At 55.4% G+C, this 26,685-nt stretch carries 22 protein-coding genes; 17 read left to right on the top strand and 5 right to left on the bottom strand.

The annotated features are described in order from the left end of the window. The 10 genes from KFJ24_RS00195 to KFJ24_RS00240 all read left to right on the top strand — a co-directional run bounded on the left by KFJ24_RS00195 (position 1) and on the right by KFJ24_RS00240 (position 9,903). Positions 1-1,767 carry a GspE/PulE family protein gene (locus KFJ24_RS00195; protein ID WP_250829071.1) on the top strand — a complete coding sequence of 589 codons (1,767 nt, stop codon included), beginning with the start codon at positions 1-3 and terminating at the stop codon, positions 1,765-1,767. Continuing rightward, positions 1,767-2,996, top strand: coding sequence for a type II secretion system F family protein (locus KFJ24_RS00200; protein ID WP_250829072.1), 1,230 nt, complete (start codon positions 1,767-1,769; stop codon positions 2,994-2,996). The genes KFJ24_RS00195 and KFJ24_RS00200 overlap by 1 nt, the downstream gene beginning before the upstream one ends. Beyond that, positions 2,997-3,578, top strand: coding sequence for a type II secretion system protein (locus KFJ24_RS00205; RefSeq protein WP_250829073.1), 582 nt, complete (start codon positions 2,997-2,999; stop codon positions 3,576-3,578). 36 nt (positions 3,579-3,614) lie between these two features. Continuing rightward, positions 3,615-4,133 (top strand): type II secretion system protein, encoded by a 519-nt coding sequence (locus tag KFJ24_RS00210; RefSeq protein WP_284709136.1) that lies wholly within the window; start codon positions 3,615-3,617, stop codon positions 4,131-4,133. A gap of 35 nt (positions 4,134-4,168) precedes the next feature. After that, entirely contained in the window at positions 4,169-4,669 is a 501-nt protein-coding gene (locus tag KFJ24_RS18150) for a type II secretion system protein (RefSeq protein WP_434967989.1), read from the top strand. 139 nt (positions 4,670-4,808) lie between these two features. Continuing rightward, complete coding sequence (locus KFJ24_RS00220; protein ID WP_350455555.1) at positions 4,809-5,240, top strand: type II secretion system protein; 432 nt, start codon at positions 4,809-4,811, stop codon at positions 5,238-5,240. Beyond that, positions 5,237-5,728: a prepilin-type N-terminal cleavage/methylation domain-containing protein gene (locus KFJ24_RS00225; protein ID WP_250829075.1), complete on the top strand. Its 492-nt coding sequence runs from the start codon at positions 5,237-5,239 to the stop codon at positions 5,726-5,728. The genes KFJ24_RS00220 and KFJ24_RS00225 overlap by 4 nt, the downstream gene beginning before the upstream one ends. Then, a complete protein-coding gene (locus tag KFJ24_RS00230; protein ID WP_250829076.1) occupies positions 5,728-6,513 on the top strand; it encodes a pilus assembly FimT family protein in 786 nt (261 codons plus the stop codon). Before KFJ24_RS00225 ends, KFJ24_RS00230 begins: the two co-directional genes overlap by 1 nt. Next, a complete protein-coding gene (locus tag KFJ24_RS00235; RefSeq protein WP_250829077.1) occupies positions 6,503-6,916 on the top strand; it encodes a hypothetical protein in 414 nt (137 codons plus the stop codon). The genes KFJ24_RS00230 and KFJ24_RS00235 overlap by 11 nt, the downstream gene beginning before the upstream one ends. A 116-nt stretch (positions 6,917-7,032) precedes the next feature. Next, positions 7,033-9,903 (top strand): DUF6701 domain-containing protein, encoded by a 2,871-nt coding sequence (locus KFJ24_RS00240; protein WP_250829078.1) that lies wholly within the window; start codon positions 7,033-7,035, stop codon positions 9,901-9,903. 60 nt (positions 9,904-9,963) lie between these two features. Here KFJ24_RS00240 and ntrC read toward each other — a convergent pair whose 3' ends face one another. From ntrC to glnA, 4 genes are all read right to left on the bottom strand, one after another. Beyond that, entirely contained in the window at positions 9,964-11,391 is a 1,428-nt protein-coding gene (gene ntrC / locus KFJ24_RS00245) for a nitrogen regulation protein NR(I) (RefSeq protein ID WP_250829079.1), read from the bottom strand. Continuing rightward, the gene (gene glnL / locus KFJ24_RS00250; RefSeq protein WP_284709137.1) at positions 11,388-12,482 is read right to left on the bottom strand and encodes a nitrogen regulation protein NR(II); all 1,095 of its coding nucleotides are present in this window, start codon (positions 12,480-12,482) and stop codon (positions 11,388-11,390) included. The genes ntrC and glnL overlap by 4 nt, the downstream gene beginning before the upstream one ends. A gap of 249 nt (positions 12,483-12,731) precedes the next feature. After that, positions 12,732-13,256 carry a DUF4124 domain-containing protein gene (locus tag KFJ24_RS00255; RefSeq protein ID WP_250829080.1) on the bottom strand — a complete coding sequence of 175 codons (525 nt, stop codon included), beginning with the start codon at positions 13,254-13,256 and terminating at the stop codon, positions 12,732-12,734. A gap of 177 nt (positions 13,257-13,433) precedes the next feature. Continuing rightward, a complete protein-coding gene (glnA, locus tag KFJ24_RS00260) occupies positions 13,434-14,837 on the bottom strand; it encodes a glutamate--ammonia ligase (protein ID WP_250829081.1) in 1,404 nt (467 codons plus the stop codon). A 543-nt stretch (positions 14,838-15,380) separates the two neighbouring features. Between glnA and typA the strand changes: the two genes are divergently transcribed. From typA to KFJ24_RS00290, 6 genes are all read left to right on the top strand, one after another. Beyond that, on the top strand, positions 15,381-17,192 hold the full coding sequence (gene typA, locus KFJ24_RS00265; RefSeq protein ID WP_250829082.1) for a translational GTPase TypA: 1,812 nt from the start codon (positions 15,381-15,383) through the stop codon (positions 17,190-17,192). Positions 17,193-17,290: 98 nt separating this feature from the next. Then, positions 17,291-18,253 carry a prolyl aminopeptidase gene (gene pip, locus KFJ24_RS00270; protein ID WP_250829083.1) on the top strand — a complete coding sequence of 321 codons (963 nt, stop codon included), beginning with the start codon at positions 17,291-17,293 and terminating at the stop codon, positions 18,251-18,253. Positions 18,254-18,344: 91 nt separating this feature from the next. Next, positions 18,345-18,794, top strand: a complete 450-nt coding sequence (dtd, locus tag KFJ24_RS00275; RefSeq protein WP_250829084.1) for a D-aminoacyl-tRNA deacylase — start codon at positions 18,345-18,347, stop codon at positions 18,792-18,794. A 507-nt stretch (positions 18,795-19,301) separates the two neighbouring features. Beyond that, on the top strand, positions 19,302-20,279 hold the full coding sequence (locus tag KFJ24_RS00280) for a porin (protein ID WP_250829085.1): 978 nt from the start codon (positions 19,302-19,304) through the stop codon (positions 20,277-20,279). Between the two features lie 313 nt (positions 20,280-20,592). After that, on the top strand, positions 20,593-21,567 hold the full coding sequence (locus KFJ24_RS00285; RefSeq protein WP_250829086.1) for a porin: 975 nt from the start codon (positions 20,593-20,595) through the stop codon (positions 21,565-21,567). A 97-nt stretch (positions 21,568-21,664) separates the two neighbouring features. Beyond that, complete coding sequence (locus tag KFJ24_RS00290) at positions 21,665-22,519, top strand: CYTH domain-containing protein (RefSeq protein ID WP_250829087.1); 855 nt, start codon at positions 21,665-21,667, stop codon at positions 22,517-22,519. Between the two features lie 6 nt (positions 22,520-22,525). Here the strand turns inward: KFJ24_RS00290 and KFJ24_RS00295 are convergent, their stop codons facing one another. Then, positions 22,526-23,683 carry a potassium channel family protein gene (locus KFJ24_RS00295; protein ID WP_250829088.1) on the bottom strand — a complete coding sequence of 386 codons (1,158 nt, stop codon included), beginning with the start codon at positions 23,681-23,683 and terminating at the stop codon, positions 22,526-22,528. Positions 23,684-23,763: 80 nt separating this feature from the next. Here KFJ24_RS00295 and glnE point away from each other — a divergent pair, with 80 nt between their 5' ends. Further along, complete coding sequence (gene glnE, locus KFJ24_RS00300; protein ID WP_250829089.1) at positions 23,764-26,670, top strand: bifunctional [glutamate--ammonia ligase]-adenylyl-L-tyrosine phosphorylase/[glutamate--ammonia-ligase] adenylyltransferase; 2,907 nt, start codon at positions 23,764-23,766, stop codon at positions 26,668-26,670. Positions 26,671-26,685: the final 15 nt, after the last annotated feature.

Here is a 26,685-nt window from a genome sequence, read left to right on the forward strand (position 1 = left end):
ATGACGGAGCCGAAGAAAAAAGTCCGTTTAGGCGATCTGCTGGTTCAGAGCGATGTTATCACTGAGCAGCAGTTGATGACCGCGCTGCGGGAACAGAAAAGCACCGGGCGCAAACTGGGTAAGACTCTTACCGATCTGGGCTATGTGGATGAAGATAATCTCCTTAACATCCTGTCCAGGCAGCTTGAGGTACCGTTCGTTCAGCTCCGGCATTACCAGTTCAATAACGATCTTGTAAAGAAACTGCCGGAAGCCATGGCGCGCCGGTTCCGCAGCATTGTGCTGGCGGAGCAGGGTGGCGAGTTACTGGTCGGCATGGCTGACCCACTGGATATTTTCGCGTACGACGAGCTTGTCCGGATCCTCAAGCAACCGATCAAGCAAGCCGTGGTTCGGGAAAGTGAGCTGCTCAGCACGCTCGACCTGGTGTATCGCCGTACTGATGAGATTGCATCGCTCGCTGAAGAGCTGGAAGACGAACTGGGTGACGATGCCTTTGACCTTGCCGATCTCTCGGCTGAGTCCGAGAGTGCCGAAGCGCCGGTGGTCAAGCTGCTGCAAACCCTGTTTGAAGACGCTTTGCAGGCGCGAAGCTCAGACATTCATATTGAACCGGACGAGACCGTTGTCCGCATCCGTCAGCGGGTGGACGGTGTCCTGCAAGAGCAGGTAATGAAGGAAAAGCGGGTGAATGCCGCGCTGGTCCTGCGTCTGAAACTGATGGCTGGGCTCAATATTTCCGAGAAGCGGTTGCCCCAGGACGGTCGCTTTAACGTGCGGGTGAAAGGGCGCAGTATCGACGTGCGGGTGTCCACCATGCCGGTTCAGTACGGAGAATCGGTGGTTATGCGTTTGCTGGATCAAAGCCAGGGAATGCTGAACCTGGATGGCACCGGGATGCCGCCTCAGCTGCTCGATCATTTCCGAAGGATGATCAAAAAGCCCCATGGCATGATTCTGGTAACCGGGCCAACGGGTAGCGGTAAGACGACCACCCTTTACGGGGCACTAACCGAACTGAATCGCCCGGAAGTGAAAATCATTACCGCCGAAGACCCGGTGGAATACCGTCTGCCCCGGATTACCCAGGTGCAGGTGAATCCGAAAATCGGGTTGGAATTTGCCGGCGTATTGCGCTCGGCGTTGCGTCAGGACCCGGACGTGATTCTGGTCGGGGAAATGCGGGACCGGGAAACCGTCGAAATTGGCCTTCGCGCGGCCATGACCGGTCACCTCGTGCTCTCTACCCTGCACACGAACGATTCCATAAGCAGCGCCATGCGGCTAATTGATATGGGAGCAGAGCCGTTCCTTGTGGCCAGTTCCCTGCTTGGTGTTGTGGCTCAGCGGCTGGTTCGACGGGTGTGTGAGAACTGTTCAGAGGCGTATCAGCCAACAGATCAGGAGCGCGTTTGGCTAGAGAACTTTGACCTGGACCCTCTGGATATCGAAGCGGGCTTTGTGCACGGGCGCGGTTGTTACCAGTGCAGCAACACCGGCTACAAGGGCCGGATTGGTGTGTACGAGTTGCTGGAGATGAACGAGAGCATGCTGGATGCCCTGCGCCGCCAGGATGTTTCAGGCTTTACGAGGGCGGCACGCAAGGGCGAGCTTTATCGTCCGCTTGGCCGTTGCGCCATGGATTATGCGTTGCGGGGTATAACAACCCTGGAAGAAGTTGCACGAGTCGCCGCCACGTCAGAAGGGGAGTTTTCGCCGGAAGATGAGATCCCGGTTCCTGATGAGCCTATTGGAGGTCCTGCCTGATGCAGTTCAGCTACCGGGGCAAGGACAGTCGCGGCACCGTGCAGCAGGGCTCCCTTGTGGCTGCCAGTGCTGACGCTGCCGCGTCTGAACTGATGCGCCGGGGCATCACCCCGCTTATGATCCGCGAGCAGGAACAACAGGCATCTATCATTGATCGGTTGAATAGTCTTTCACTGTTCCGGAAGAAGGTGACGCTGGATGAACTGATTGTTTTCTGTCGGCAAATGTATGCGCTCACCAAGGCGGGCATCCCCTTGATCCGCACCATGCGCGGGCTGGCAGAGACTTCGCGCTCTCCGGTTTTGGCGGAGGTACTGGAGGATGTGACTTCCAGGCTGGAGGGTGGCACCACTATGGCGACTGCCATGCAGGCCCATCCGAAAGTCTTCTCTGAACTGTTTATCGCCATGATCCATGTGGGTGAAAACACCGGGATGCTGGACGATGCCTTCAAACGTTTGTCGGAAATTCTGGAACTGGAGCGGGATACCAAACGTCGCCTGACGCAGGCCATGCGCTATCCGACCTTCGTGATGGTCGCGCTGCTGGCGGCGTTGATGGTGGTGAACTTCCTGGTGATTCCGAAGTTTGCCGCCGTGTTTAACAAACTAGGGGCGGATCTGCCCTTTCTGACCCAGGTTCTGGTAGGCACCTCCAATTTCCTCCTGGGCTATTGGTATGTGGTGCTGTTTGCGGTGGCCGCAGTTGGCCTGTTGATACGTCAATGGAAGCAGACGGAGCAGGGGGCCTTAACCTGGGACAGATACAAGCTGCGCATTCCGATCATCGGGCCACTGCTGGAACTGATTACACTGAGCCGTTTTGCGCGCAATTTTGCGACGATGCTGGGCGCAGGTATGCCGGTAACACAGGCGCTGACGGTGGTAGCCGATGCCACGGATAATGCCTGGATCTGCAGGCATATCAAGGAAATGCGAGTCGGCATCGAACGCGGTGAGAGTCTGCTTCGTACCGCTCGCCAGAGTGAGATGTTTACCCCCTTGATTCTGCAGATGATTGCCGTTGGGGAAGAGACCGGTTCGGTGGATGACATGCTGAACAATGTGGCGGATTTCTATGACGAGGATGTGGATTACGGACTGAAACGACTGGCGGAGTCCATTGAGCCGATCCTCATCGTTGCCATGGGTGTGCTGGTACTGATTCTTGCACTGGGCGTATTTCTGCCGATCTGGGATCTGGGGGCAGCGGCCATGGGGAGGGGCTGAGTGCACCCCGGCCGGGCAACGGGTGTCGCCGGACTCGCCTACGCCCGAAAGCTGCGCCTCTTGGTGACAGTCACGATTATTGGCGTGCTGGCGTGGTTCCTGCTGAACGTGCTGGAGCGTGAGACACGGCACGCGGAAGAGCGGGCCGCCAACATGGTGTTGGCGCAGTTGCGGGCGGCCCTGGTGATTCGCGGCGCGGAAGTTATGCTCAGTCGGGAGGGCGATCTGGGGGCGCAGGTAGGGATCAACCCTTTCAAACTGGTCGAGCACCAGTGGCTGAACTACCAGGGAGCCTGTCGGTCGCAGCAACCGGCTCGAGGCAACTGGTGTTTCCATTGGAGGGAACAAAAGCAAACAGTAAACAGGCCCAAAGGCTGGTTAATTTATACTCCGCGGCAGCGGATAGACCTGGACCGCCGGAGAACGGAACCGGGCAAGCCTCTGGCCTGGAAAGTGACAACGGAATTTGCAGACCGCAACAACAACGGACAGCGGGAGCAAGACGAACGACCAACGGGACTCAAACTGTCGCCAGTGTCGTTGACAGCAGAAGCAGCGCCAACGCAGGATGCCCAGCGCTGACAAGATGGACGAAGAAACCGGGAAAGAGGTTGGCTCATGAGGCAGTACAAGAAAATGCAGAAACAGCGGGGCTTTACCCTGATTGAACTGGTGGTGGTGATAGCCATTCTGGCCATCCTCGCCGCTTTCGCACTACCGCGATTTGCACAGCTCTCGGAGCAGGCGCATCAGTCCAGTATTCGGGCTTCGGCGGGCGCGCTCAGCGCTGGCGTTGCGTTGGTAAAGGCGCAGTGGGTATCCAACGGGATCACCGGATCTGTTGCTGCCGTGAATGGCTTTGGCAACGACGATGTCGCGGTAAATGCTGAAGGTTGGGCAACATCCACCAACAGCATCACCGGCTCGCCGAATGAAAACCGGTGCGTTCAGGTATGGCAGGGGCTGTTGCAATCCAATGCGCCAACCATTTCAACGGCAACCGCCGCTGATGCCAATGCCGACTACTGGGCCTCGGTAACGGGTGATGTTTGTGAATACGAATACCAGCTCGATGGTCAGGGCAGCACGATTGATTACGACACCAGCAATGGTGAAATCGTAACCACGATTAACTGATAGAAAGATCTCAACCAAGAAAACGGAGAAGTACCATGAATGCGATGACAGCATTTTCAGCGAGAAAAGAGAAAGGTTTCACCCTCATCGAACTGGTGATGGTGATCGTGATTCTGGGGATTCTGGCGGCATTTGCGTTGCCGCGGTTTGCGGACTTGGGGGGTGACGCAAGAGCATCAGTCCTAAGTGGTGCAGCAGGAGCAATGAAATCGGCTTCAGCAATTACCCATAGCACACAGTTGGCTAAAGGATTGGCAGCTGGAGCTGATGTGACTTTAGAAGGACAGGCGATAAAGATGGCAAATGGCTATCCGACTGCCGCGACTGATGGGATCATTGATGCGGCGAACATGAGTGCCTCTGCCACAGCTGGTGCCGGTGAAGATTTCGTATACACAATTGCCGGGACTGCAACGCCGCCAACCATTACTCTTGTCCCGGATAGTTATAGTGGTGCAGGCACCTGTAATTTGGTCTATACAGAATCCGATGGCACCAGCCCGGCAAGTGTAGTTGTTAATGATGGCGGGTGTTAAGCGATTGGTTTGGTGACGTGAAGCCAATGGGATAGAGGGAGTCTTCGGATTCTTGGGCGGAGAGAATAGCGCTGTGTCCGATTAACAAGTGGGATTGGAGCCTCGGAGGGGGATGATAATACCAAGGATCTATAAATCATTGGGATTCACCCTAGTAGAGCTGATTATGGTGATTATCCTGGTCGGGGTGTTGTCTGTTCTGGGTATAGGCTTATTCGCTAACAGTTCTGCTTTCTCTCCCTCACTGGCTACCCAGCAGCTATCCTCCGCCACGCTGCTTGCCCAGCAAGCCGCGCTGGCGGGGAACTCCGCCGGTCAGCTTACTGTTGAGCAAACGGCGGATTCCTTCGTGTTTACTGTCGGCGGGGGAACATCCAATGCCCGCGCCTTTTCCGTCGAACGTTCCGGTACCAGCCTGAGCGGAGTTTCACTTCCACTGACTCTGGTATTTAACTCCATGGGAGAGGTGGTAGGAGGAAGCAATACCAACCTCACCTTCAGCGGCGACAGTTCCTATCAAACCTGCATCAGTTCTCTGGGCGCCGTCTATTCCGGGAGCTGCCAGCCATGAAACGGCTGCAGCGTGGTGCCACGCTTGTTGAGCTTGTGATCACTATTGTGATCATCAGTATCGCCATAGCAGGCGTCGTGGGTGCGTTTGCCCTGATCTCGGGCCGCAGTGCCGATCCGTTGAATGAAACCCGGGCAGTCGCCCTCGCACAGCTCTACATGGATGAAATCCTCACTCGGAAGTACGACGAACAAACGCCTCAGGGTGGTGTGCCACGCTACTCAGGAGGTTGCAGCATAGGTGCTGACGGTTCTGAGGATCGGGCGTCGTTTGATGATGTTGATGATTACGATGGCCTCAATGACTCGCCGCCTGCGAGTGCGCTTGCGAGCCTCACTGGCTACACTGGCTTTTCCGTTGCGGTGACCGTTACCTGCTCGGGGGGAGATGTTGGATTGCCTGTATCGCAGGCAAAGCGCATTGATCTTCTTATTTCGGCGCCGGATAATCGCAGCTTCGTATTCTCGGCTTACAGGGCGAATTTCTGATGGGTCGGGATCGCGGGTTTACGCTTATCGAGCTGATCATGGTAATCGTGCTTCTGGCGATTGTGGCAACGATATCGGTTCGCTTTGTTGCGCTGTCGACCCAGGGTGCTATCGATGTCGGTTCCCGTCAGCTCCGCTCCTTTTCTGCCGTGGTCATCAGTGAGCAAATTACCCGTTCACTCAGGGAGGCATTGCCTGGATCAGTCCGTGTCAGTGCCGATGGTGCTTGCATTGAATGGATGCCGGTACAGGCGGTCTCCAATTACCTGAATCTTCCCAGTGGTCCGAATCCCGACTCTTTTGAAGCGGTGCCGCTGGCGGGCGGAGCCAGTGCAAGCGGCCGGATTGTTGTTTATGGTTATGGCAGTAACCTGTATTCAATAACCAGTCCTGGGCCGGTCTCGCCGACCGCAACTTTGCCGGCCGGGACCCCACCGGTGACAGTCGCCTTCGATGGTGGTGTCAATCATCGTTTCACGGCCAAATCGCCAGAGCGGAAGTTTTTTGTCATTCAGGAGCCCCGGACCTTTTGTCAGCAGGGAAGTTTCCTGTTCCGTTTCCGTAACTACGGAATTCAAAGTTCGGTGGCAGCCCTATTACCGACAAGCGTGCCAGAACGGGAAGTGCTGGCCGGTAATCTCGTTCCAGCCTCACTGAATTTTGAGGTGGTTCCACCGACGCTCCAGCGCAATGCTGTGGTTAGCTTCCGTTTTCAGGTTCAAAGCCAGCAATCTGGTGAGGTGACAGATGTCAGTCAGGAGGTGCAGGTCCGTAATGTCCCCTGATCCATGCCAACGAAAACAAGCCGGTGCAGGCCTGCCTATAGCGTTGTTTGTCATTACAGTGTTGGCCTTGCTCGTGGTTGTCATGGCACAACTGCAACAGGGCACTGGTGAGGCCGTGAGCCTGCAGATCCAGTCCCAGCGTGCACTCTTTGCGGCCGAGAGCGGAGCACAGGTTGGTGTGCGTGAGGCGCTTGAAGGCGGCGATTGCAGTGCAGTCACCTCGCCGAAAACCTTTACCTCTGCCGGGCTTGCGAGCTGTCGGGCGGTGATGACATGCGAGTCGGTATCGGCTGAGCTTACGGGTAATAGTCCTGCGGAAGAGATATTCACACTGACCAGTACCGGGCAATGCGGTGCTGGTATTGACCGTGCCGAGCGGGTGGTTGAGGTGAAAGTCCGATGAATCTGTTGATACCGAGGCATTCACGTTATGTAAGGCAAACGGTGCTTTTGGCATGTGCTGTTTTGTTATTAACGCTGCCTCAATTGTTGCGCGCCGCTTGCTCTCCATACGCCGGGTTGGCAACGATAAATGAGATATCCGAGCAAGGCGGCTTTATTGAGATCAAGATTCTGTCATCGGGCGTCGATTCCTCAATCTATGATAACTGGCAGCTAGAGTTTTGTGCGCTGGGCGGCAACAACAAACCTCTCAGTTGTAGTGGCTTGCAGTCTGTTGCGGACGCGTCGAGCAATACCTTTCCCTGGCTAGTTATGGGGGCAGGAGACTTGGGCGGCGCTAATATCAATCTTGCCGGCATGGATGTCAGGCTGTCGGATCCGACTGGCAGGACCATTGACTATGTGCGCGTTGGTTCTTCTGTTGATAACTCTATGGACTCCTCATGTTCCACAGATCCTGAACCCTTACCCTTCGATACTCGTCTGAGCCTGACAGGGGGACAGAGTGGTAAATATGCCCGTCGCGGCCCTGATGGTAACGGCGACTGGTCCATGAGCGAAGGTGCATCAGGTGGCAAAGATACCGGAGGTGATACAAACGATCAGGGTGTGCCAGGACCCACTATCAACATCGACAATATCTCGGTTTTTCAGGGTGCTACTGCACAATTCACGGTCACTCTGAGTGCCATTCAGAACACTGATGTTCTGATTGATTTCCAGACCCGAGACTTTTCTGCAACCGAGGGCGTTGATTATTCATCTCAAGCCGGGGTGCTGACGATCCCTGCCGGGCAGAATCAAGGGACACTGAGTGTTCAGACGTTGAATTCCGGTAATCCGAACGAGACAGCATTTTTTGTAGTCCTGAGCAACCCGAGGAAGCCCGATGACACGCAATTCGGCACGTTCAGCAACCAGGCTGGTTTTGCAACAATCCTGCCACCGGCTAACGGTGTCGACAGCTTTCAGGTAGGCGTCGCTGCAACTGCAAGCGTTTGCGCGCCGGTGGAAGTGACGATTAGCGCTCGTGATCAGCAGGGTGACTTGGTGACTGACTACGACGGTCAGGTTTCCCTGCAAACAAGCTCCGGTAGCGGGAACTGGTCTGGATGGCCGTTGGATGTGCCTGCCGGAACCCTGGCGCCGAGCCCAGATACCAATAATGATGGCGCCGCGACCTATCAGTTCAGCAGCTCCGATAACGGTACCGTTTCTCTGGCTCTTGCAAATGAGACCGCTGATGAGCTTACCGTTCTCGTCACTGACCTTGCAGGCGGGCAGCAAGGTCGTTCCGGATCGGTTCAGTTCCTAGAGAACGCATTTGTAATCGAAAGCGCTGATATTAATGCACTCGACATCGTGGCTGAGCGTGGCCACAGTTTTGTGGCCAGAGCGATACGTCGTGATACGACAACCGGCGAGTGTGGTGTGATTCCCGACTATGACGGGCAGGTTGACGTGAAAACCTGGTTATCGAGAACTGGCGACGACCCCGGTGGTGCCGCCCCTGTACTAGAGAGTGGTATCTCTGCCTCAGCACCTGGAGATGCTGCGCCATCGTCGGATAACCTGGCTCTCAATTTCAGTGGCGGATCTGCCGCCTTTTCTTTGACCACGAGCGATGTCGGGCAGTACCGATTGAATCTGCTGGATGACACGTCCGGCATTGTCGTCGACGCAACTGGCAACGCTCTTCCGGTTGCGGGAACGAGTGTCTTGTGGACTGTTCGGCCAGACCGGTTCAGGCTGGCTGTGACGGACAACCCAGCTGCTACCAGTGCTAGTGGGTCTGTGTTCAGAGCCGCCGGTCAGTCGTTCGAGCTGCTGTTGTCTGCGGTCGGTGCCAATGGCAATCCGACAGTGAGCTTTGGTCAGGAGGGCTCCCCTCAGGGCGCGAGTATGAGCCATTCCCTGTTGCAACCTGTTGGGGGCGAGGCTGGCACGCTTTCAGGCACAGTCAGTGTACCGGGTTCTTCGTTCAGCGGCGGAGAGGCGACGATTAGTGATCTGCGCTGGAACGAAGTGGGGATCCTTGAACTTTTGGCCCGCAACTCGGCCTATCTCGGGGTAGCTCCAGCTGTCAACGGTGCGTCCGGTGAGGTTGGTCGTTTCGTACCTGAGCGATTCGAAGTCGCCGTCTCACCCGGACAGCTTGCGCCTTTCTGCAGTGCTGGAGCGGCTTTCGTTTATTCCGGCCAACCCATGGGCTGGGCGGTCGTTCCGGAGCTGACGATTTCAGCTATGGGGCCGGGTACTTACGTTGCGCGTAATTACACGGAGGGCGGGTTCTTGAAGCTGACGGCTTTGGACGTATCCCGCAGCAGCCCCACAACGGACAATACTCAGGCGGATTTGTCCGGCGCTGGTTATCCGATCACTGCAAGCCTGCAGTCCGGGTTGGTGTCCGTTGCCAGTCCAGGCGTTGTGACCTTCGCATTTTCAACCAGCGATCAGTTTGTCTATGAAAAATCAGTCGACGTCCAGGTGGCGCCGTTTTCGCCCGATATGACGGTCACGATTGACGCTATCGAGGATTCGGATGGCGTTCTCGCTCCGGCTGTTTCGGTGCCGGTGACGCCGCTCGCCCCATTGGAAGTTCGCTATGGCCGCTGGGTGGCAGAAAATGTCTATGGACCGGAGAACGTGAGTGAGCTCTATATGCCGTTCCGTGCTGAATTCTGGAATGGTGGCCGATACGTGCAGAATGATGCGGATAGCTGTTCGTCATGGTCTACAGGGCCAATTGCCGATCCCGAGGTGCATCATTCTCTGGTGCCCGGATCTGGTTCTCTGCTGAGTGGCCTTGGGGGGCCTTTGACACTCCAGCCAAGTGGTACGCAGGGAACCGACGTCCTGGTTTGGGACGTCCCTCTCTGGTTTGAGGAGGATGCCGACGGCGATGGATTGCTGGAAGACCCGGCAGGCCTGGCCACCTTCGGTGTATACCGCGGCCATGATCGCATTATTTACTGGCGGGAACGTTAATGCGGGCAATAAAAAAAGGGGCAGGCCTTACGACCTGCCCCTGAAAAAGAGCCCGGTGGCTCAATCGTCATCATTTTCAGGGTGATCCAGTCCCAATTCGTTGATCTTCCGCGTCAGGGTGTTACGCCCCCAGCCAAGAAGCACTGAGGCATCCCGTCGGCGACCGCCGGTGTGTTTCAGGGCGGTCTCGATCATGATCTTTTCAAACTCTGGCACAGCCGCATCCAGAATGCCTTTCTTGCCCCGTTTCAGTTCCTGTTCTGCCCAGTTACGCAAGCCTTCCTGCCAGGTTGTTCCGGTCGTCGGCGTTTCGGCCTGGTGCAGTAGTTCCGGCGGCAAGTCATCAATATGGACTTCACGACCGCTGGCCATGACTGTCAGCCATCGGCAGGTATTCTCAAGCTGGCGGACGTTACCGGGCCAGGGCATGGTGGTGAGGTATTCTTCAGCGTCGGGCCGCAGGATCTTGGTTTCTACAGCAAGTTCCTTGGCGGCACGCTTCAGAAAGTGCTGCATCAGGCGCGGAATATCCTCACGCCGTTCCGCAAGCTTGGGCAGGTGCACACGAATGACGTTCAGACGGTGGAAAAGGTCTTCCCGAAACGAGCCGGCCTGAACCAGTTTTTCCAGATCCTGGTGGGTTGCGGCAATAATCCGTACATCTACTTTTATGGGGGTTGTGCCGCCTACCCGGTAAAACTCACCGTCGGCAAGCACCCGTAACAGTCGGGTCTGGGTATCCGCCGGCATGTCTCCGATTTCATCGAGGAAAAGCGTGCCGCTATTGGCCTGTTCGAACCGACCCTGTCGGGCAGCCCCCGCCCCGGTAAAGGAGCCTTTCTCGTGTCCGAATAGTTCTGATTCGATCAGATCCTTGGGAATGGCAGCCATGTTCAGGGCGATAAACGGGTGTTTGGCTCGCGGGCTGTGATTGTGAAGGGCCTGGGCCACCAGCTCTTTACCGGTTCCGCTTTCGCCGTTGATCAGTACCGTGATGTTGGAGTGTGAGAGACGACCAATGGCTCGAAACACCTCCTGCATGGCCGGCGCTTCGCCGATAATCTCCATATTCCGCTGGACGCTTTCGACCTGGGGTTCCGCACTTGCCCGCTTTTCATGGCTGTGGGCTACGGCGCGCTTAACCAGCGCCACAGCATCGTCTACATCGAAAGGCTTGGGGAGGTACTCGAAGGCGCCCGTCTGGTAGCTTGTGACCGCGCTTTCAAGATCCGAGTGAGCTGTCATGATGATAACAGGCACATCGGGATGCACTTCGACAATCTGGGAGAGCAGGGTAATGCCATCGACGCCGGGCATGCGAATATCGCTGATGATGGCATCCGGTTGTTCGTGCTCGAGACGCATCATAATGCTCTCGCCGCTTTCGAAAACCCGGGGCTGCATACCGGCCTGGTTAAGGGCGCGCTCCAGCACCCAGCGAATACTGCGATCGTCGTCTATGATCCAGACGTTTGCCGGTTGGCTCATGGGGTGTCCTCCAGAGGCAGGAAGATGATGAAGTCGGTTCGTCCTGGTTCGCTCTCGCACTCAACCAGTCCATGGTGTTGTCCGATAATGCTCTGGGTGATGGATAAACCCAGGCCGGTGCCACTGGCACGGCCACTGATCATCGGATAGAAAACATTTTGCAGAAGATCCGGCGGAATGCCGGGCCCGTTATCAATAACATCGACACGGCACGCCAGTCGGTGGCGGCGATGACCAATAGTGAACTGGCGAAGAGCCCGGGTACGGAAAGTGATTGTCGGCGATTCCTGGCTGCTGTGACCGGCCCGAGTCTCAAAGGCCGCTTCCATGGCATTTCGGGCAATGTTGAGGAAGGCCTGTATCAGTTGTTCCTTGTCGCCGCGGAACTCGGGGATGCTGGGATCGTAGTCCCTGAGAAATACCAGTCGGCCTTTACTCTCCGCTTCCAGAAGCGTTCCGACTCGCTCCAGCACTTCGTGAATATTGGTCGAGGCCAGCTTTAGCGCCTTGTTCGGCCCCAACATACGGTCGACCAGGCTGCGAAGGCGGTCTGCTTCGTCAATGATGACCCGTGTGTATTCCCGCTGATCCTCACTGTTCAGCTCCCGGTCAAGCAGCTGGGCTGCACCACGAATCCCGCCCAGCGGGTTCTTGATCTCGTGGGCCATGCCACGAACCAGGATCCGGGTCGTTTCCTGCTGGGAGATGATGTCTTCTTCCCGGCTGATGCGGAGCAACCGATCCCTGGGCTGTATTTCAATGAGCAGCTCTGCGGGGTCCAGGCTGACGGGTGTGACGGAATAATCCACGGTGAGACGGGTGCCACTGGTTAAAACGAACTCTGCCTCGCGACGAGTATAGGATTGGCCGTTTTCAACGGCGGCATAAAGGGTTGTCAGGGCATCTCTCGAATCCACCAGGATGTCGTTGAAAGGTTGCCCGTAGCTGCGGGTCATGCTGGTTTCAAACAGACTTTCTGCGGCCGGGTTCAGGTAACGGATCTTCAAGCTGTCCTCGAGCACCAGCACAGCAGTTGTCAGGCTGTCCAGAATGCTCTTGTATCCGCTTACGCTGGCCGAAGGCAATGCCATGAGTGAATCCCGTTGGCTCGACATGATAAATGTGTTGACCCCCAAAGATTTGCAAAAAACGAACCACTTTGAGTCTTCGTGGGAAAAGATTGGGCTAAGGACGGGCATGGGCGCTATTTGGCGCATAAACATGCCGTAAGCTGGTGCATATTCCTGGGGTTGGCAAAACCAGCTCAGACGAATCGCCCTGTTGCTGGTCAGAGTATGGCTTTTTTGTGGTGCGGGCGCACCAATTCAGTGCGGATAAGTCTAGTTTGCCACGGAAGGGCGATGAACCGTAAAGGTGATTACCGGGCCGGTTTTTACCTGGACGCCATTCTCATCGACGATATGTGCGCGAGCCTCATGAGTTCCGCGAAAGACATTGCTAACGGTGACCGTGCCCGAGGTAGTCTGCCCGACAGGCTGTCCGTCCAGGGTGACTTCGTACTTGTGGCCATCCTGAAGGCCTGGCGCACTGCGAACCTCGAACTGGATATCACCGCTGCCGCTCTGGAAGGCCTGATTGTTTTCCGGGTAGGCGAAGGAAACGCTTTCGTACACTGAGCCTTCCCGTTTCACTTCCTCGCGAAGCTTGTCGGTTTCCCGGACATTCTGGGGCTTGGGAAGCGTAACCGTGGTGACAGGCTTTACCTTGATAGCCTCTGCACCATCGGACGGCTCGTCGGAGAATGTGACGTTGCCATAGGCATCTACATTTCGGTAGACCTCGGCACCTGCTGGGCCAGCCAGCAGGATCAGAGCTACGGCAAACAATCCGGTCCTTGGTTTCATAAGCACACCTGTTTCGATTGTTTTATTGATTATCTGCGGCTCCCGGAGTCATTTCAACGCCTGCGGGGCGAGTTGTTGGTTACATATCGTTAAGGGCGGGGCGATTGTTAGCGCCCTCAAAAAAAAGCCCCGCACAGGGCGGGGCTTTTTCACAACACCGAATGAACGGGCTGTTTTTTAGCAGGAGTAGTAAAGCTCGAACTCGACCGGATGTGTGGTCATGTTCAGACGCTCGACTTCGCCGCGCTTCAGTTCGACGTAACCCTGGATCATGTCTTCAGTGAAGACGCCACCGCGGGTCAGGAACTCGTGGTCTCCTTCCAGGCAATCCAGAGCTTCGGCCAGAGTTTCGGCTACGACCGGAATGTTCAGAGCCTCTTCCTTCGGCAGGTCGTACAGGTCCTTGTCCATGGCATCGCCAGGGTGGATCTTGTTCTGGATGCCGTCGAGGCCAGCCATCATCAGGGCGGCGAAGGCCAGGTACGGGTTGGCCGACGCATCCGGGAAGCGCACTTCGATACGACGTGCTTTCGGGCTGTTCACGTACGGAATACGGATGGAAGCAGAGCGGTTACGGGCGGAGTAGGCCAGCATAACCGGAGCTTCAAAGCCCGGAACGAGACGCTTGTATGAGTTGGTAGAGCTGTTGGTGAAGGCGTTGATGGCCTTGGCGTGCTTGATAACACCACCAATGTAGTACAGTGCTGACTCGCTCAGACCCGCGTAGCTGTCGCCTGCAAACAGGTTCTTGCCGTCTTTGCTCAGGGACATGTGTACGTGCATACCGGAACCGTTGTCACCAACAACTGGCTTCGGCATAAAGGTAGCAGTCTTGCCATAGGCATGAGCGACGTTGTGTACGCAGTACTTCAGGATCTGAACTTCGTCAGCCTTCTTGGTCAGCGTGTTGGCGCCAACACCGATTTCACACTGGCCGGCGGTGCCCACTTCGTGGTGATGTACTTCGATGTCCAGGCCCATGGACTCCATGGCGGCACACATGGCGCCACGCAGGTCGTGCAGGCTGTCTACCGGCGGAACCGGGAAGTAACCGCCTTTCACGCCAGGACGGTGACCAATGTTGTTGCGGTCAAAGTCTTCACCGGAAACCCAGGCGGCTTCCTCGGAGTGGATGGAGTAGCCCGCGCCTTTCATGTCCACTTCCCACTTGACCGAGTCAAATACGAAGAATTCCGGCTCAGGGCCGAACAGGGCGCCATCAGCAATGCCGGTGGACTTGAGGTATTCCTCTGCACGGCGGGCAACAGAGCGTGGGTCACGCTCGTAACCCTGCATGGTAGAAGGCTCTACGATGTCGCAGGTGATATTGAGAGTGGTTTCTTCGGTGAACGGGTCAAGAACGGAGCTGGAGTCGTCCGGCATCAGGATCATGTCGGATTCGTTGATGCCCTTCCAGCCGGAGATTGAAGAGCCGTCGAACATCTTGCCGTCAGCGAAGAAGTCTTCGTCTACCTCTGAAGCTGGCAGGGTTACGTGCTGCTCTTTACCGCGGCTGTCGGTAAAGCGCAGATCGACCCATTTGACTTCGTGTTCTTTGATCAAATCAACTGTCTTGGACATTGTGCATGCTCCGTAAGTTATCCCGTTTCAACGGGCGTATTCATGTTCGTGTTGCCGGATCGCTCAGGGCACCTGAGTTCCGATCTGTTATTCAGGCTTTCGCAGCTTAGCAAATGCCGTTACCACTTACCTGCAAATTTCGGCTGTTTTCGATAAAGCAAGGCTCTTGCCAATTTTTAGGGCACACGCCAGAATGCTTTAATGGCAAGGGTTTCCGCCGTATTGGGCCTGTTAGCGACGAGGCATTGGTGCAGTCTGACCGCAAAGAAAGCACCAAAAAAGTGCATAATGATGGGGGAGTGCACCAAATAAAGGCGGAAAGGTTGATTGGTGAATAAGCGTTTTTCTTCATATTAACGACACGGAGTTTTCGATATACTTCGCGCCTCCTCATTTATACCCTGATTCGGACAGCCAGTCGGGGCTGGTGCCGCCCGGCACCGGACAATGGGTTCATTTTACGGATTTGAGACGGCATGTGAGAGGCTTCGCCTCCTTAAGACCCTCTCAGGTCAAAGAAAAGCATGCCGCAGGATTAAAGTTGTGATTGATAAGCTTCGTAATATCGCCATCATCGCCCACGTCGACCATGGTAAAACCACACTCGTAGACAAGTTGCTGCGTCAGTCCGGCACGTTGGAGCGCAAAGAGCTCGAGAGCGAGCGTGTGATGGATTCCAACGATCAGGAAAAAGAGCGTGGCATTACCATCCTCGCCAAGAACACGGCGCTGAAATGGCATGACTATGACATCAACATCGTCGACACGCCGGGTCACGCCGACTTCGGTGGGGAAGTCGAGCGGGTTATGAGCATGGTCGATTGTGTGTTGCTGGTGGTCGACTCCATCGACGGACCGATGCCGCAGACCCGCTTTGTGACCCAGAAAGCCTTCGATGCGGGCCTGCGCCCGATTGTGGTCGTGAACAAGATTGACCGTCCGGGCGCGCGTCCGGACTGGGTGGTTGACCAGGTGTTCGATCTGTTTGACAACCTGGGTGCCACCGACGAACAGCTGGACTTCCCGATTGTCTTTGCCAGTGCCCTGAACGGCATCGCCGGGATGGATCACGAGAATCTGGATGACAACATGGACGCCGTGTTCCAGGCAATCGTTGATCATGTGCCAGCGCCCAATGTCGATCTTGATGGCCCGTTCCAGATGCAGATTTCCCAGCTGGATTACAATAGCTTCCTGGGCGTGATTGGTATCGGCCGCATTGCGCGGGGCAAGGTTAAGACCAATTCGCCCGTGACCGCGATCGGCGCCAACGGTAAGAAGCGCAATGGTCGAATCCTCAAGATCATGGGGCACTCCGGTCTGCAGCGTGTGGAAGTCGACGAAGCACAAGCGGGTGATATCGTTTGTGTGAGCGGAATGGATGAGCTGTTCATCTCGGATACATTGTGCGATCAATCCAACGTTGAGGCGTTGCCGGCATTGACGGTGGACGAGCCTACGGTATCCATGACCTTCCAGGTTAACGACTCGCCGTTTGCGGGCAGGGAAGGTAAGTACGTTACCAGTCGCAACATCAAAGAGCGGCTAGAGAAAGAGCTGCTGCATAACGTCGCACTGCGGGTTGAAGAGGGCGACTCGGCGGACAAGTTCAAGGTGTCCGGCCGTGGTGAGCTGCATCTGTCGGTGCTGATTGAGAACATGCGTCGCGAAAACTTCGAGCTGGCTGTGGGTCGCCCTGAAGTAGTTATTCGTGAAGTTGATGGTGAGAAGCAGGAGCCCTACGAGAACGTCATTGTCGACATCGAGGAGCAGCACCAGGGGCCCGTGATGGAGCAGATGGGTCTGCGGAAAGGTGACCTGACCAACATGGTGCCGGATGGAAAGGGGCGCATGCGTCTCGATTACACGATTCCTGCGCGTGGTCTTATCGGGTTCCGAAATACCTTTCTGACCATGACTTCCGGCACCGGTATTCTGACATCTACCTTTAGCCACTATGGCCCGATCAAAGTCGGCGATGTCACCAGTCGCCAGAACGGTGTGCTGGTGTCCATGGCAACCGGTACTGCGCTGACCTACTCGCTGGAAACGCTCCAGAGTCGCGGTAAGTTGTTCCTGGATCCAGGTCAGGAGATCTATGAGGGCCAGTTGTGTGGTATTCATAGCCGTGACAACGATATGGTCATGAACCCGACCAAGGGCAAGAAGCTCGACAACATGCGAGCCTCCGGCAAGGATGAGGTCATAGCTCTGGTGCCGCCGATCAAGTTCACCCTCGAACAGGCATTGGAGTTTATCGATGATGACGAGCTGGTGGAGGTGACGCCTAAATCAATCCGTCTGCGCAAGAAGCTGCTGACTGAAAATGAGCGCAAGCGCGCCAAGAAAAAGTAAATCCCTGCTTGGGATTGTGGAGGGGCAGATCACTCGTGATCTGCCCCTTTTTTTTTACTTCAGCTACACTCCGGTAAATTCCTTGTCCGGAACAGCTCATGCTCAACCTTTATCCTGAAATCAAGCCATATGCCCGGCATCGCATTGCGGTTGATCCCCCTCACGAGCTCTATCTTGAAGAAAGCGGAAACCCCGATGGTATTCCCGTCATCGTGATTCACGGCGGGCCAGGTGGCGGCTGTGAGGACTATCATCGGCAGTTTTTCGATGCCGAGCGTTTCCGCATTATTCTCATGGATCAACGAGGATCAGGGCGGTCAACGCCACTGGCTGAACTCGAGGGTAACAGTACCGGCAAGCTGGTTGAGGATATGGAAACGGTCCGCTCATTCCTGGGTGTCGACCAGTGGCTGCTGTTCGGAGGAAGCTGGGGGTCAACGTTGAGTCTGGTATACGCTCAGACCCACCCTGAGAAAGTGCTGGGTCTGGTGTTGCGCGGCATCTTTCTGTGTCGTCCCCGCGATATTCAGTGGTTCTATCAGGACGGTGCCAGCAGGGTCTTTCCCGATTACTGGGAAGCGTTTGAAAGCCAGATTCCTGAGGCTGAGCGGAGCGACATGGTTTCTGCTTATTATAGAAGGCTTACCAGTACCAACGAGCTGGAACAGATCCAGGCCGCAAAGGCCTGGTCAATTTGGGAAGGGCGCTGTGCCACTCTGCATCCCAACCCGAAAGTCGTTGACCACTTCGGGCACCCGCATGTGGCGATCGCACTGGCGCGGATTGAGTGCCACTATTTTATGAATTCCGCGTTTCTGGAGCCTGATCAGATCGTTCGCGATGCCAGTAAGCTCGCTGATATCCCCGGGATTATCGTGCACGGGCGTTATGATATGGTCTGTCCGCTTGAGAATGCCCTTGCGCTTAGCAGAGCTTGGCCGGAAGCCACGCTGCGCATCATGCGGGATGCCGGGCATTCCGCCTCCGAGCCAGCGATTGTGGACGCCTTGATCAGGGGGGTTGAAGAGGTTGTTGCCAAATCGGGGAAAAGTGTGAGCTAGTCGTGAGTTGTAATGTTGCCGCTGCGGGCGGGCATCGATAGAATGGCAATCATTCTTATTTTCGTGCATTCGAATTTTTCCAGGAAAACGAATGAAAGGGCTTATCCAGAGAGTTTCGGAAGCCAGTGTCATGGTGGAGGGAGAGCAAATTGCCTGTATTGGCGCCGGGCTTTTGTTATTGCTTGGTATAGAGCGTGGAGATGAAAAGGCTCAGGCAAGGGCGTTGTGCCGAAAAATTCTAACCTATCGTGTTTTCCCCGATGATCATGGCCGAATGAACCGGAGTCTGAGCGACATTGGTGGCTCGCTTCTGGTTGTCCCACAGTTCACTCTTGCGGCAGATACGTCTTCCGGCACGCGTCCGGGGTTTTCGACGGCAGCCAAACCGGAGGTGGCCAGCGAACTCTATGATTTTTTCGTTAGCGAGGCCCGCTCTATGATCGCAGAAGCAAGAGTAGGTGAGGGCCAATTTGGTGCTGACATGAAAGTTCAACTGGTAAACGATGGGCCGGTTACTTTTCTGTTGGAAGAAAATCCATAACTGCCTTTCAGTTACGCACCATTGCTGGGCGGTGAGGTGTCCGGTGTTTTTTCTTGGTGCGTAAAAGTGCCTATAGTGAGGCGGTTTCAGGCGATTACATGATTAAAAGTGTTTTAACGTTATGATTAATAAAGATTTAAATGATTCTGGCCCCGGATTTGAAACACAAGAGCCACGGAGCTTCTGAGTACCGGAAAGCATAAATACTTGCGTTTCTGGTGCCAAAAAAGCTAAAAATGCACCGCCAAATGTTTGCAAAAACAGGTTCATTGTATTAAAACAGTTTCATCATGCAGGGCTTTAAGAAGGTTCTGTAAGTGGTTGAGCTGTAAAGACCTGTTTAGAGACAGGTTTTAATAATCAGAAGAAAAGTTATCTTTGGTGTCACAGAACTGACACAGAGGTAATGCAGAATCTGGCACATCCAGCCCGACTGGTGGTGCCTTAAAAAATCGGGATAAGAACCCGTCGCTAAAACCTGAGTTAACTCAAAAAGGAAGACGCAACATGAAAAAAACGCTTCTAGCATCCGCTATCGCTGCTGCCACTGCATTTTCTGGCGCAGCCGCTGCTGCCGAAATGCCGACCGTTTACGGTAACATTCAGTACGCGCTGATCTATGACGATGTCAAAGGTGGTGACAACGGCATCAATCATCGTGACAACGGAAGCACCCTGGGTGTTTCGCATGACCACGAAATTGCTCCGGGTATTACCGGCTTCTTCAAATTGGAACTCGAAGGCATCAACGCCGATGATAAAGCCGCTAGCAACGGCATTGACTCTCTGGACGAAGCCTACATCGGTGTTAAGGGCGACAGCTTTGGCCAAGTATGGGTTGGTTCTGACGACTCTACATACGAGCGCGCCATTGATACCATCGCCAACTTCTACGAAGCGGCTGATGGAAGCATCGGTGGGTCCTACGACACGGGCGAAGGCGACCTGATCCAATACGCTTCACCCTCTTTCGGCGGCCTGACTGTTGGCGCAGCGGTCCAGGTAAATGGCGATGGCACCACCGGTGGTAAATCCTATCCTTACCAGCTGGCGGCCATCTACGCCGTAGATAACCTGGAGCTGGCAGTCGCCATGGACTCCAACGACGGCACGACTGGATACTCCAGCACCACCGCTGACGTGAATAATGAAAATACCTATGGTCTGCGTGCTACCTATTCCATGGGCGACATGAGCCTTACTGGTGAGTATCAGACCCGTAAAGATGTTGGCGACCTGTACGGGATTCAGGGTGTTTACGCTTTGGGTGCGAACCAGTTCGCACTGTCATATGAAATGGCAGTTGCTGACGACGCAGCTGATACAGAGCAGAACACTGTGACTCTGCAGGCCCTGCACAACGTTTCTGACAACATGTACGTGTACGTTGAAGGCTACCTCGGTGGTGGTGACGACGGCGTATACGGTGTTGCCGACGAGAGCGAAGCTTCAGTCGCAGCTCTTGGTGCTGTTTACTACTTCTGATCAGCCAACCGGCTAATCAGGTAGTCGAAAACCGGTAGCCGTCAGGCTATCGGTTTTTTTATTTTCAGGCCCGGTGGCTTCCATGGCGCACAGGGCAGCTAAGCTCCAGATCCAGTTGACTCTCACCCAGAATTGACTACATTAGGCCCCTGATTGGGTTGATAATATACCGGGAGGGTGGTCAAGGCGTGCCGGGCTATATGCTTGTCCGGAATAGGGTACAGGAAGTTTGTGGCGGCTTTGATGTCCTGAAATATGGGGATACCCCCGCCCTTCACGAAAGCCTTCGGTTACTAAAAAAGGAAGACAAACGATGAGAAAAACGCTCATTGCAGCTGCTATTGCTGCAGCTACTTGCTCGAGTGCGGCACTGGCGGCGGAAGGCAACATGCCAACTGTTTATGGCAACATCCAGTATGTCCTGAAGCACACCAATGTAGATGGCGCAGGTTCAACGGTTGAGCACGCCGATAACGGTTCGACTCTGGGTGTCGCGCATGACCACGAAATCGCTCCCGGCGTAACCGGTTTTTTTAAGCTGGAAACAGAAAGCATCAACGCTGATGATAAAACCGGAAGTGGAGGCATCGATGGCCTGGATGAAGCCTACATTGGTATTAAAGGTGACAGCTTCGGTCAGATCTGGGTTGGTTCCGATGATTCTACCTACGAGCGTGCCGTCGATGAGGTGGCCCAGTTCCATGAAGTGGGTTCTGACATTGGCTTCAATTATGACACCGGCGAAGGTGACCTGATCCAATACGCTTCTCCCTCTCTCGGCGGCCTGACTGTCGGTGCAGCCGTTCAGGTAAACGGCGATGGCGATGCTCAGGTTTCCAAGAAATCCTACCCGTGGCAGCTGGCCGCGATGTATGAAGTGGATGCACTGGAGCTGGCTTTTGCTGTTGATTCCAACGACGGTGGTCGTGGTGGCGATAACAACGAAAACTCCTACGGTCTTCGTGGTAGCTACAGCCTGGACAACCTGCGTCTGACCGCGTCGTATGAGACCCGGAAGGACGTTGCGGACACTATCGGCCTGATGGGTGTTTATACCCTGGGTGCCAATCAGTTCGCGCTGTCTTACCAGCTCCGTGAGGACGACACTGCAGCGAGTGACCAGAACGACACCGTCATCGTGCAGGCTCTTCACAACCTGTCTGACCACATGTACGTCTACGTCGAAGGCTACCTGTCTGGTTCAGACGATGCCGGTGAGTACACCCTTGAAGGTGCGTCCGGTGATAAGCAGTCGATCGCTTCTGTCGGTGCTGTTTACTACTTCTGATCAGCTCACCAGCTAATCCAGTAGTCGAAAACCGGCGACCTTCGGGTCGCCGGTTTTTTTATGTATCCTGAAACTACGAAACCGACAGGAGTGATGTGTGGCTGAAGAGCTCGAGATCAAACTGACTTTGACGCAAGACGGACTCAAGAAGGCGCTTGAGTGGCTGGAAGGGCAGCCTGAGGCCGAGAAAGGGCCCGGGAAATCCCTGCTGAATCGCTATTACGACACGCCGGAGTCAGAGCTGAACAGCCAGCGGGCGGCTCTGCGAGTACGTCAGGCGGGTACAAAGTGTATCCAGACCCTCAAGACGCAAGGTGAATTTGTTGGCGGCGCGCACCGGCGTCAGGAGTGGGAGTGGCCTTTGCCGGGCACGGAACTGGCCCTCGGATTGCTGGCCGACACGCCTTTGGGTGATGGTATTAACCTGGCCCGCCTGCAGCCGGTCTTCGAAACAAACTTCACCCGACAGATAATCATGTTGCGGCAAGGGGATGCCGAGATCGAAGTGGCTCTTGATCATGGTGAAATTGTAAGTGGTGAGACGGCCCGCCCGCTCAACGAAGTAGAGTTCGAGTTGAAATCAGGTAACCCTGCGGCGCTTATCGAGTGGGCCGGGCGGTTGGCCCGTCAAGTTCCGGTCTTCCTGAATCTTGTCAGCAAGGCGGAACAGGGCTATTACCTTGCGGGGCTTGATGTTCCGCAGGGGCCTGATCGTTCAGTCCCTGTGTCAGTAACCGATTTCCTCTATGGCCTCAGTGTGTCCTGGCTGACTGGCAATCCTTATCCAGTCGACGATCTGGATTTGTCGGAGGTGGCGCGGTTGGCTGAGCGCGCGGGATACGGAAGTGTCTATTCTGAGGTAATGGCCAGTCTCGCCGGGGGGGCTGATATCGAAACGCTGATGGCCAGAGCGGCGCTGGGCAAACTGCAGATAATACTTGCCACCTCCTGAGGGAGGTCAGGAGGCTTTCGTGTTTTCCGTTTTGGGGGCGTTTTTTTCGTGCCAGCTGGCGATAAATGTCCTATAGCGATCCAGGGCCTCCTGAACCACCTCTACGTCCGGCGTTTCTGACGATTTCACTATAACGATCAATCCCTTGCCCTCGATTTCTTCCGCGGTTGGCGGGTGGCAGATCACTTCATCATCATTGTCAATGTAAGCCAGTGCGGTGCCGATACCGTGCCGGATAAGGGCGCTTACGATGTCTGCCCAGTTCAGGTCATCCAGCTTAAGGTCATATCGATGGGGGTGGTCATGTTCGTAGTTGAACAGATCCTCCAGTACCTTTTCAGAGCCCGGCGCAACAACGGAACGAACCATGATCTCCGGATAGGTTCGCACCGGACGGATAATCGTTCGTATACCCAGTTTCGTGAACCTTTCCCGGTTCCCATCGCTGACGCATTCCAGGGTGGTGTGGTTGCCGAGGTTGAGCTCACTTAGTCGGTGCGCGATGTCGAATGTCAGGCTGTCTGAATACGGATCGGACTCGTCCGCAGCAAGCACTACGATGTGGCGGGCGCTACCTGCATGAACCGCTTTGAGCGCCTTGGGATCATAGCCGGAGCCATGGTAATGAACCAGTCCGACATCGGACAGCTCGGTCGGTAGTCCGTTTGGAAACTCACGCGTTAGCAGCATGATAGGAATGGTTTCGTAACCGGGGACCGAGCGTATCTGCGACGCAAACCGCACGAAGTACTGTTCGCCGCCATTTCGGGGTGTATTGATGATTACGATGTGGTCATTCATTTTGTAGATCCATCTTCCGCTCAGAATACGTTCCCGGCGATAGAACCGGTACTCGATAAAGTCACTGATGATCAAAGTAAGCAGGGTAATGGCCCCAACAAACATGATCAGTATGGTGCTGAGTCTTCCAACATAGGTTTTGGGAGAGAAATCGCCATAGCCAACGGTGGATACCGTGGTCATGGTAATCCAGACCGATTCGAAAAAGCTCAGGTCCTCAACCGTCCAGATAACCAGAATCTGCAGGCACAATAATCCAGCCAGAATCAGGAACAGACGTTTCATGCGATGCCGAATTAGCCCGCCCATCGGGAGGTGAGTCTGTTCGTGTTCCGGGTTCAGCGGGCGGCGGTTTCTCTGCATCCGTTGGTCGGGCCTGTTCAGTCGAGTGAGAGTTCGTTATACAGTACCGGAAATATAACAGAGAGACAGGGGTTTGCATTATGTCCGAGCCATGGAGCTCCCTTCCAACGCCATTAGCCGATGAAGTGGCAGCCTGTTGGAGTTCGGTGTTTCCGGAGGGTATCCCGGATTGGCTGACAGCGCAGGTTGGCATGACGGCTGAGGTCGTCGCTGATGCCATGGCGCGCAGCCTGTTTCTCCGTCAGTCTCTGGAGCGTCACCGGGACGCTATCCGCGCCATGCTGGATTCTCGACCGTTGACGGAGCCTACCAGCCCCGAGTATCTGGCGGAGCGCTGGCAGGAGTACCTGGCCGGGGTGAATGATGAGCAGGCCCTGAATGCGGCCCTGCGTCAGTTTCGTCGCGAGTCCCAGTTCCGGATTATCTGGAGGGATTTGTTGCGATGGGCCGATCTGGCAGAAACCATGGCCGCCACCAGCGCATTTGCTGATACCTGTATCCAGGGCGCCCTTGACTGGCTCTATGAAGATGCCTGCGAGCAGTCTGGCACTCCTTGGGGTGCGCACCCTGTCAGTGGCGAGGACGCGCCCCAGAAAATGGTTGTGCTGGGCATGGGTAAGCTTGGGGGGAAAGAGCTTAACGTTTCATCGGATATCGATCTGATTTTCGCCTTCCCCGGCAAGGGAGAAACCCGCGGTGGCCGCCGGTCCATGGACAATCAGACCTTTTTTATCAGGCTGGGCCAACGGCTGATTCAGGCGCTTGATCAGATAACGGCAGATGGATTCGTCTTCCGCGTGGACATGCGGTTACGACCCTATGGCCAGAGCGGGGCTCTCGCTTTGAGCTTTGCCGCGCTCGAGACCTACTACCAGGATCAGGGCCGGGACTGGGAAAGATATGCGATGGTCAAGGCCCGAGTGGTCGCTGGTGACCAGGAAGCCGGGCGTGTGTTGATGGAAAGTCTTCGTCCCTTCGTGTATCGCAAATACATTGACTTCAGTGCGTTCGAATCACTACGCAGCATGAAAGCGATGATCAGCCGGGAGGTACGCCGAAAGGGCCTGGAGAACAATATAAAGCTCGGTAGTGGTGGCATTCGCGAGATTGAGTTTGTAGTGCAGGCCTTTCAACTGATCCGGGGTGGTCGCGACCGGGAGCTGCAACAGCGGGAGCTGTTGTTGATTCTGAAAGAGCTGGAAGCGCTCGAGTTGTTGCCCTCGACGGTTGTAAAGGAGCTGCGGGAGGCTTATGTCTTCCTGCGTGACCTTGAGCACGCTTTGCAGGGTCTGGAAGACAAGCAGACGCAGCTTCTGCCTGACAATGACCTCGACAGAACCAGGGTCGCAGTGATTATGGGCTTTGATGACTGGCAGGCATGTGAAACGGTTCTGGATGAGCACCGTCAACGGGTTGCGACCCATTTCGCCAATATCATTGCGACGGACGAGGGGGAAGAGACCGGCACCGCAACTCTGGATGAAGCCTGGCACGAACTCTGGCTGTCGGAAGTTGATGAGGAGGCTTCTGTTAAATGGCTGGCTGACAACGGCTACGAGGATGCTGCTGCAAGCTATCGTGCGTTAACCGACCTCAGGGAAAATCGCACGGTTCAGACCATGCAGACCCAGGGACGCAAGCGGTTTAACCAGTTTATGCCGGTGCTGCTGGAGGCGTTGACGCAGGTGGACAACCCTTCGGAAACTCTGTCTCGCGTATTACAGCTTGTTGAAGCGATTCTGCGCCGGACGGCCTACATGGTCCTTCTATTGGAAAACCCGGGGGCTTGCACCCAGTTGGTCAAGCTGTGTAGCGAGAGTCCGTGGATCGCCCGTCAGCTGGCGGAGACGCCGTTACTGCTGGACGAGTTGCTTAATGCCGAAAGCCTTTACCACCCACCGGCAAAGGCGGAGTTGCAGGACGATTTGCGACAGCAGATGCTCAGGATCCCCTTTGAAGATCTTGAGGAGCAGATGGAATCACTGCGCCACTTCAAAAAGGCCCACATTCTTCGAGTAGCGGCTTCAGAACTCAAGGGGACGCTGCCGCTGATGAAGGTTAGCGATTACCTGACCTGGATCGCAGAAGTGGTGCTTGATCATGTGGTCGAGGTGGCTTTCTCGAACCTGGTAAGTCGGCATGGTTATCCGAAGCGCTCCGACGGTTCTGCCTGTGAGACGGACTTCGCTGTCATCGGTTACGGCAAACTCGGTGGCATTGAATTGGGGTATACGTCTGACCTGGATCTGGTGTTTGTTCACAAGGCTGACCCGGAACTGGCCACAGATGGCGAAAAAACCATCGATAATGCGGTGTTCTATACCCGGTTGGGGCAGCGCATTGTTCATATCCTCAATACACAGACGCCGTCTGGGCAGTTATACGAGGTTGATATGCGGTTGCGGCCATCGGGTAACTCAGGGTTGTTGGTCAGTACCCTGCAGGCTTTCGAAAAGTACCAGCGGAACGACGCCTGGACCTGGGAACATCAGGCACTTGCACGTGCGCGTGGTGTGGCTGGTTGCAGGGAGACCCTGGAGATGTTCGAGACTATTCGCCATGAGACGCTTTGCCAGCCGCGGGATCGGGAGAGTTTGCGCCGGGAAGTTGTCGACATGAGGGAGAAAATGCGTACGAGCCTGGCGACGCCTGAGGCTCGACAGGAAGAGGTCTTTCACATCAAGCATGATGTCGGCGGTATTGTTGATATCGAGTTTCTGGTGCAGTACCTGATGCTGGCCTGGTGTTCCGAGCACCCTGAGCTGACCCAGTGGTCGGACAATATTCGCCAGATGGAAGAGCTGGGCCGGGCGGGGGTGATGACGATGGAGGATGCTGAAAAGTTGAGGGAAGCGTTTATCTCTTTGCGTTCAACCATTCATCACAGGGCGCTGCAGAATCTCAATAGCCAGGTTGATGGGGATGCGTTCCCGCAAGAGCGGGCTTACATTAGGAGCATGTGGGAAAAAGTGATGATCGATTCCTAACCCAAATTCAATTCT

Source organism: Marinobacter sediminum (assembly GCF_023657445.1).
In the GTDB taxonomy this organism is placed as follows: Bacteria; Pseudomonadota; Gammaproteobacteria; order Pseudomonadales; family Oleiphilaceae; genus Marinobacter; species Marinobacter sediminum_A.

Bases quoted from the DNA above. Each gene is read 5' to 3' on its own strand.
- KFJ24_RS00195 (WP_250829071.1), top strand. From the start codon at position 1: ATGACGGAGCCGAAGAAAAAAGTCCGTTTAGGCGATCTGCTGGTTCAG.
- KFJ24_RS00200 (WP_250829072.1), top strand. From the start codon at position 1,767: ATGCAGTTCAGCTACCGGGGCAAGGACAGTCGCGGCACCGTGCAGCAG.
- KFJ24_RS00210 (WP_284709136.1), top strand. From the start codon at position 3,615: ATGAGGCAGTACAAGAAAATGCAGAAACAGCGGGGCTTTACCCTGATT.
- KFJ24_RS18150 (WP_434967989.1), top strand. From the start codon at position 4,169: ATGAATGCGATGACAGCATTTTCAGCGAGAAAAGAGAAAGGTTTCACC.
- KFJ24_RS00225 (WP_250829075.1), top strand. From the start codon at position 5,237: ATGAAACGGCTGCAGCGTGGTGCCACGCTTGTTGAGCTTGTGATCACT.
- KFJ24_RS00230 (WP_250829076.1), top strand. From the start codon at position 5,728: ATGGGTCGGGATCGCGGGTTTACGCTTATCGAGCTGATCATGGTAATC.
- KFJ24_RS00235 (WP_250829077.1), top strand. From the start codon at position 6,503: ATGTCCCCTGATCCATGCCAACGAAAACAAGCCGGTGCAGGCCTGCCT.
- ntrC (WP_250829079.1), bottom strand. From the start codon at position 11,391: ATGAGCCAACCGGCAAACGTCTGGATCATAGACGACGATCGCAGTATT.
- glnL (WP_284709137.1), bottom strand. From the start codon at position 12,482: ATGGCATTGCCTTCGGCCAGCGTAAGCGGATACAAGAGCATTCTGGAC.
- KFJ24_RS00255 (WP_250829080.1), bottom strand. From the start codon at position 13,256: ATGAAACCAAGGACCGGATTGTTTGCCGTAGCTCTGATCCTGCTGGCT.
- glnA (WP_250829081.1), bottom strand. From the start codon at position 14,837: ATGTCCAAGACAGTTGATTTGATCAAAGAACACGAAGTCAAATGGGTC.
- pip (WP_250829083.1), top strand. From the start codon at position 17,291: ATGCTCAACCTTTATCCTGAAATCAAGCCATATGCCCGGCATCGCATT.
- dtd (WP_250829084.1), top strand. From the start codon at position 18,345: ATGAAAGGGCTTATCCAGAGAGTTTCGGAAGCCAGTGTCATGGTGGAG.
- KFJ24_RS00280 (WP_250829085.1), top strand. From the start codon at position 19,302: ATGAAAAAAACGCTTCTAGCATCCGCTATCGCTGCTGCCACTGCATTT.
- KFJ24_RS00285 (WP_250829086.1), top strand. From the start codon at position 20,593: ATGAGAAAAACGCTCATTGCAGCTGCTATTGCTGCAGCTACTTGCTCG.
- KFJ24_RS00295 (WP_250829088.1), bottom strand. From the start codon at position 23,683: ATGCAGAGAAACCGCCGCCCGCTGAACCCGGAACACGAACAGACTCAC.
- glnE (WP_250829089.1), top strand. From the start codon at position 23,764: ATGTCCGAGCCATGGAGCTCCCTTCCAACGCCATTAGCCGATGAAGTG.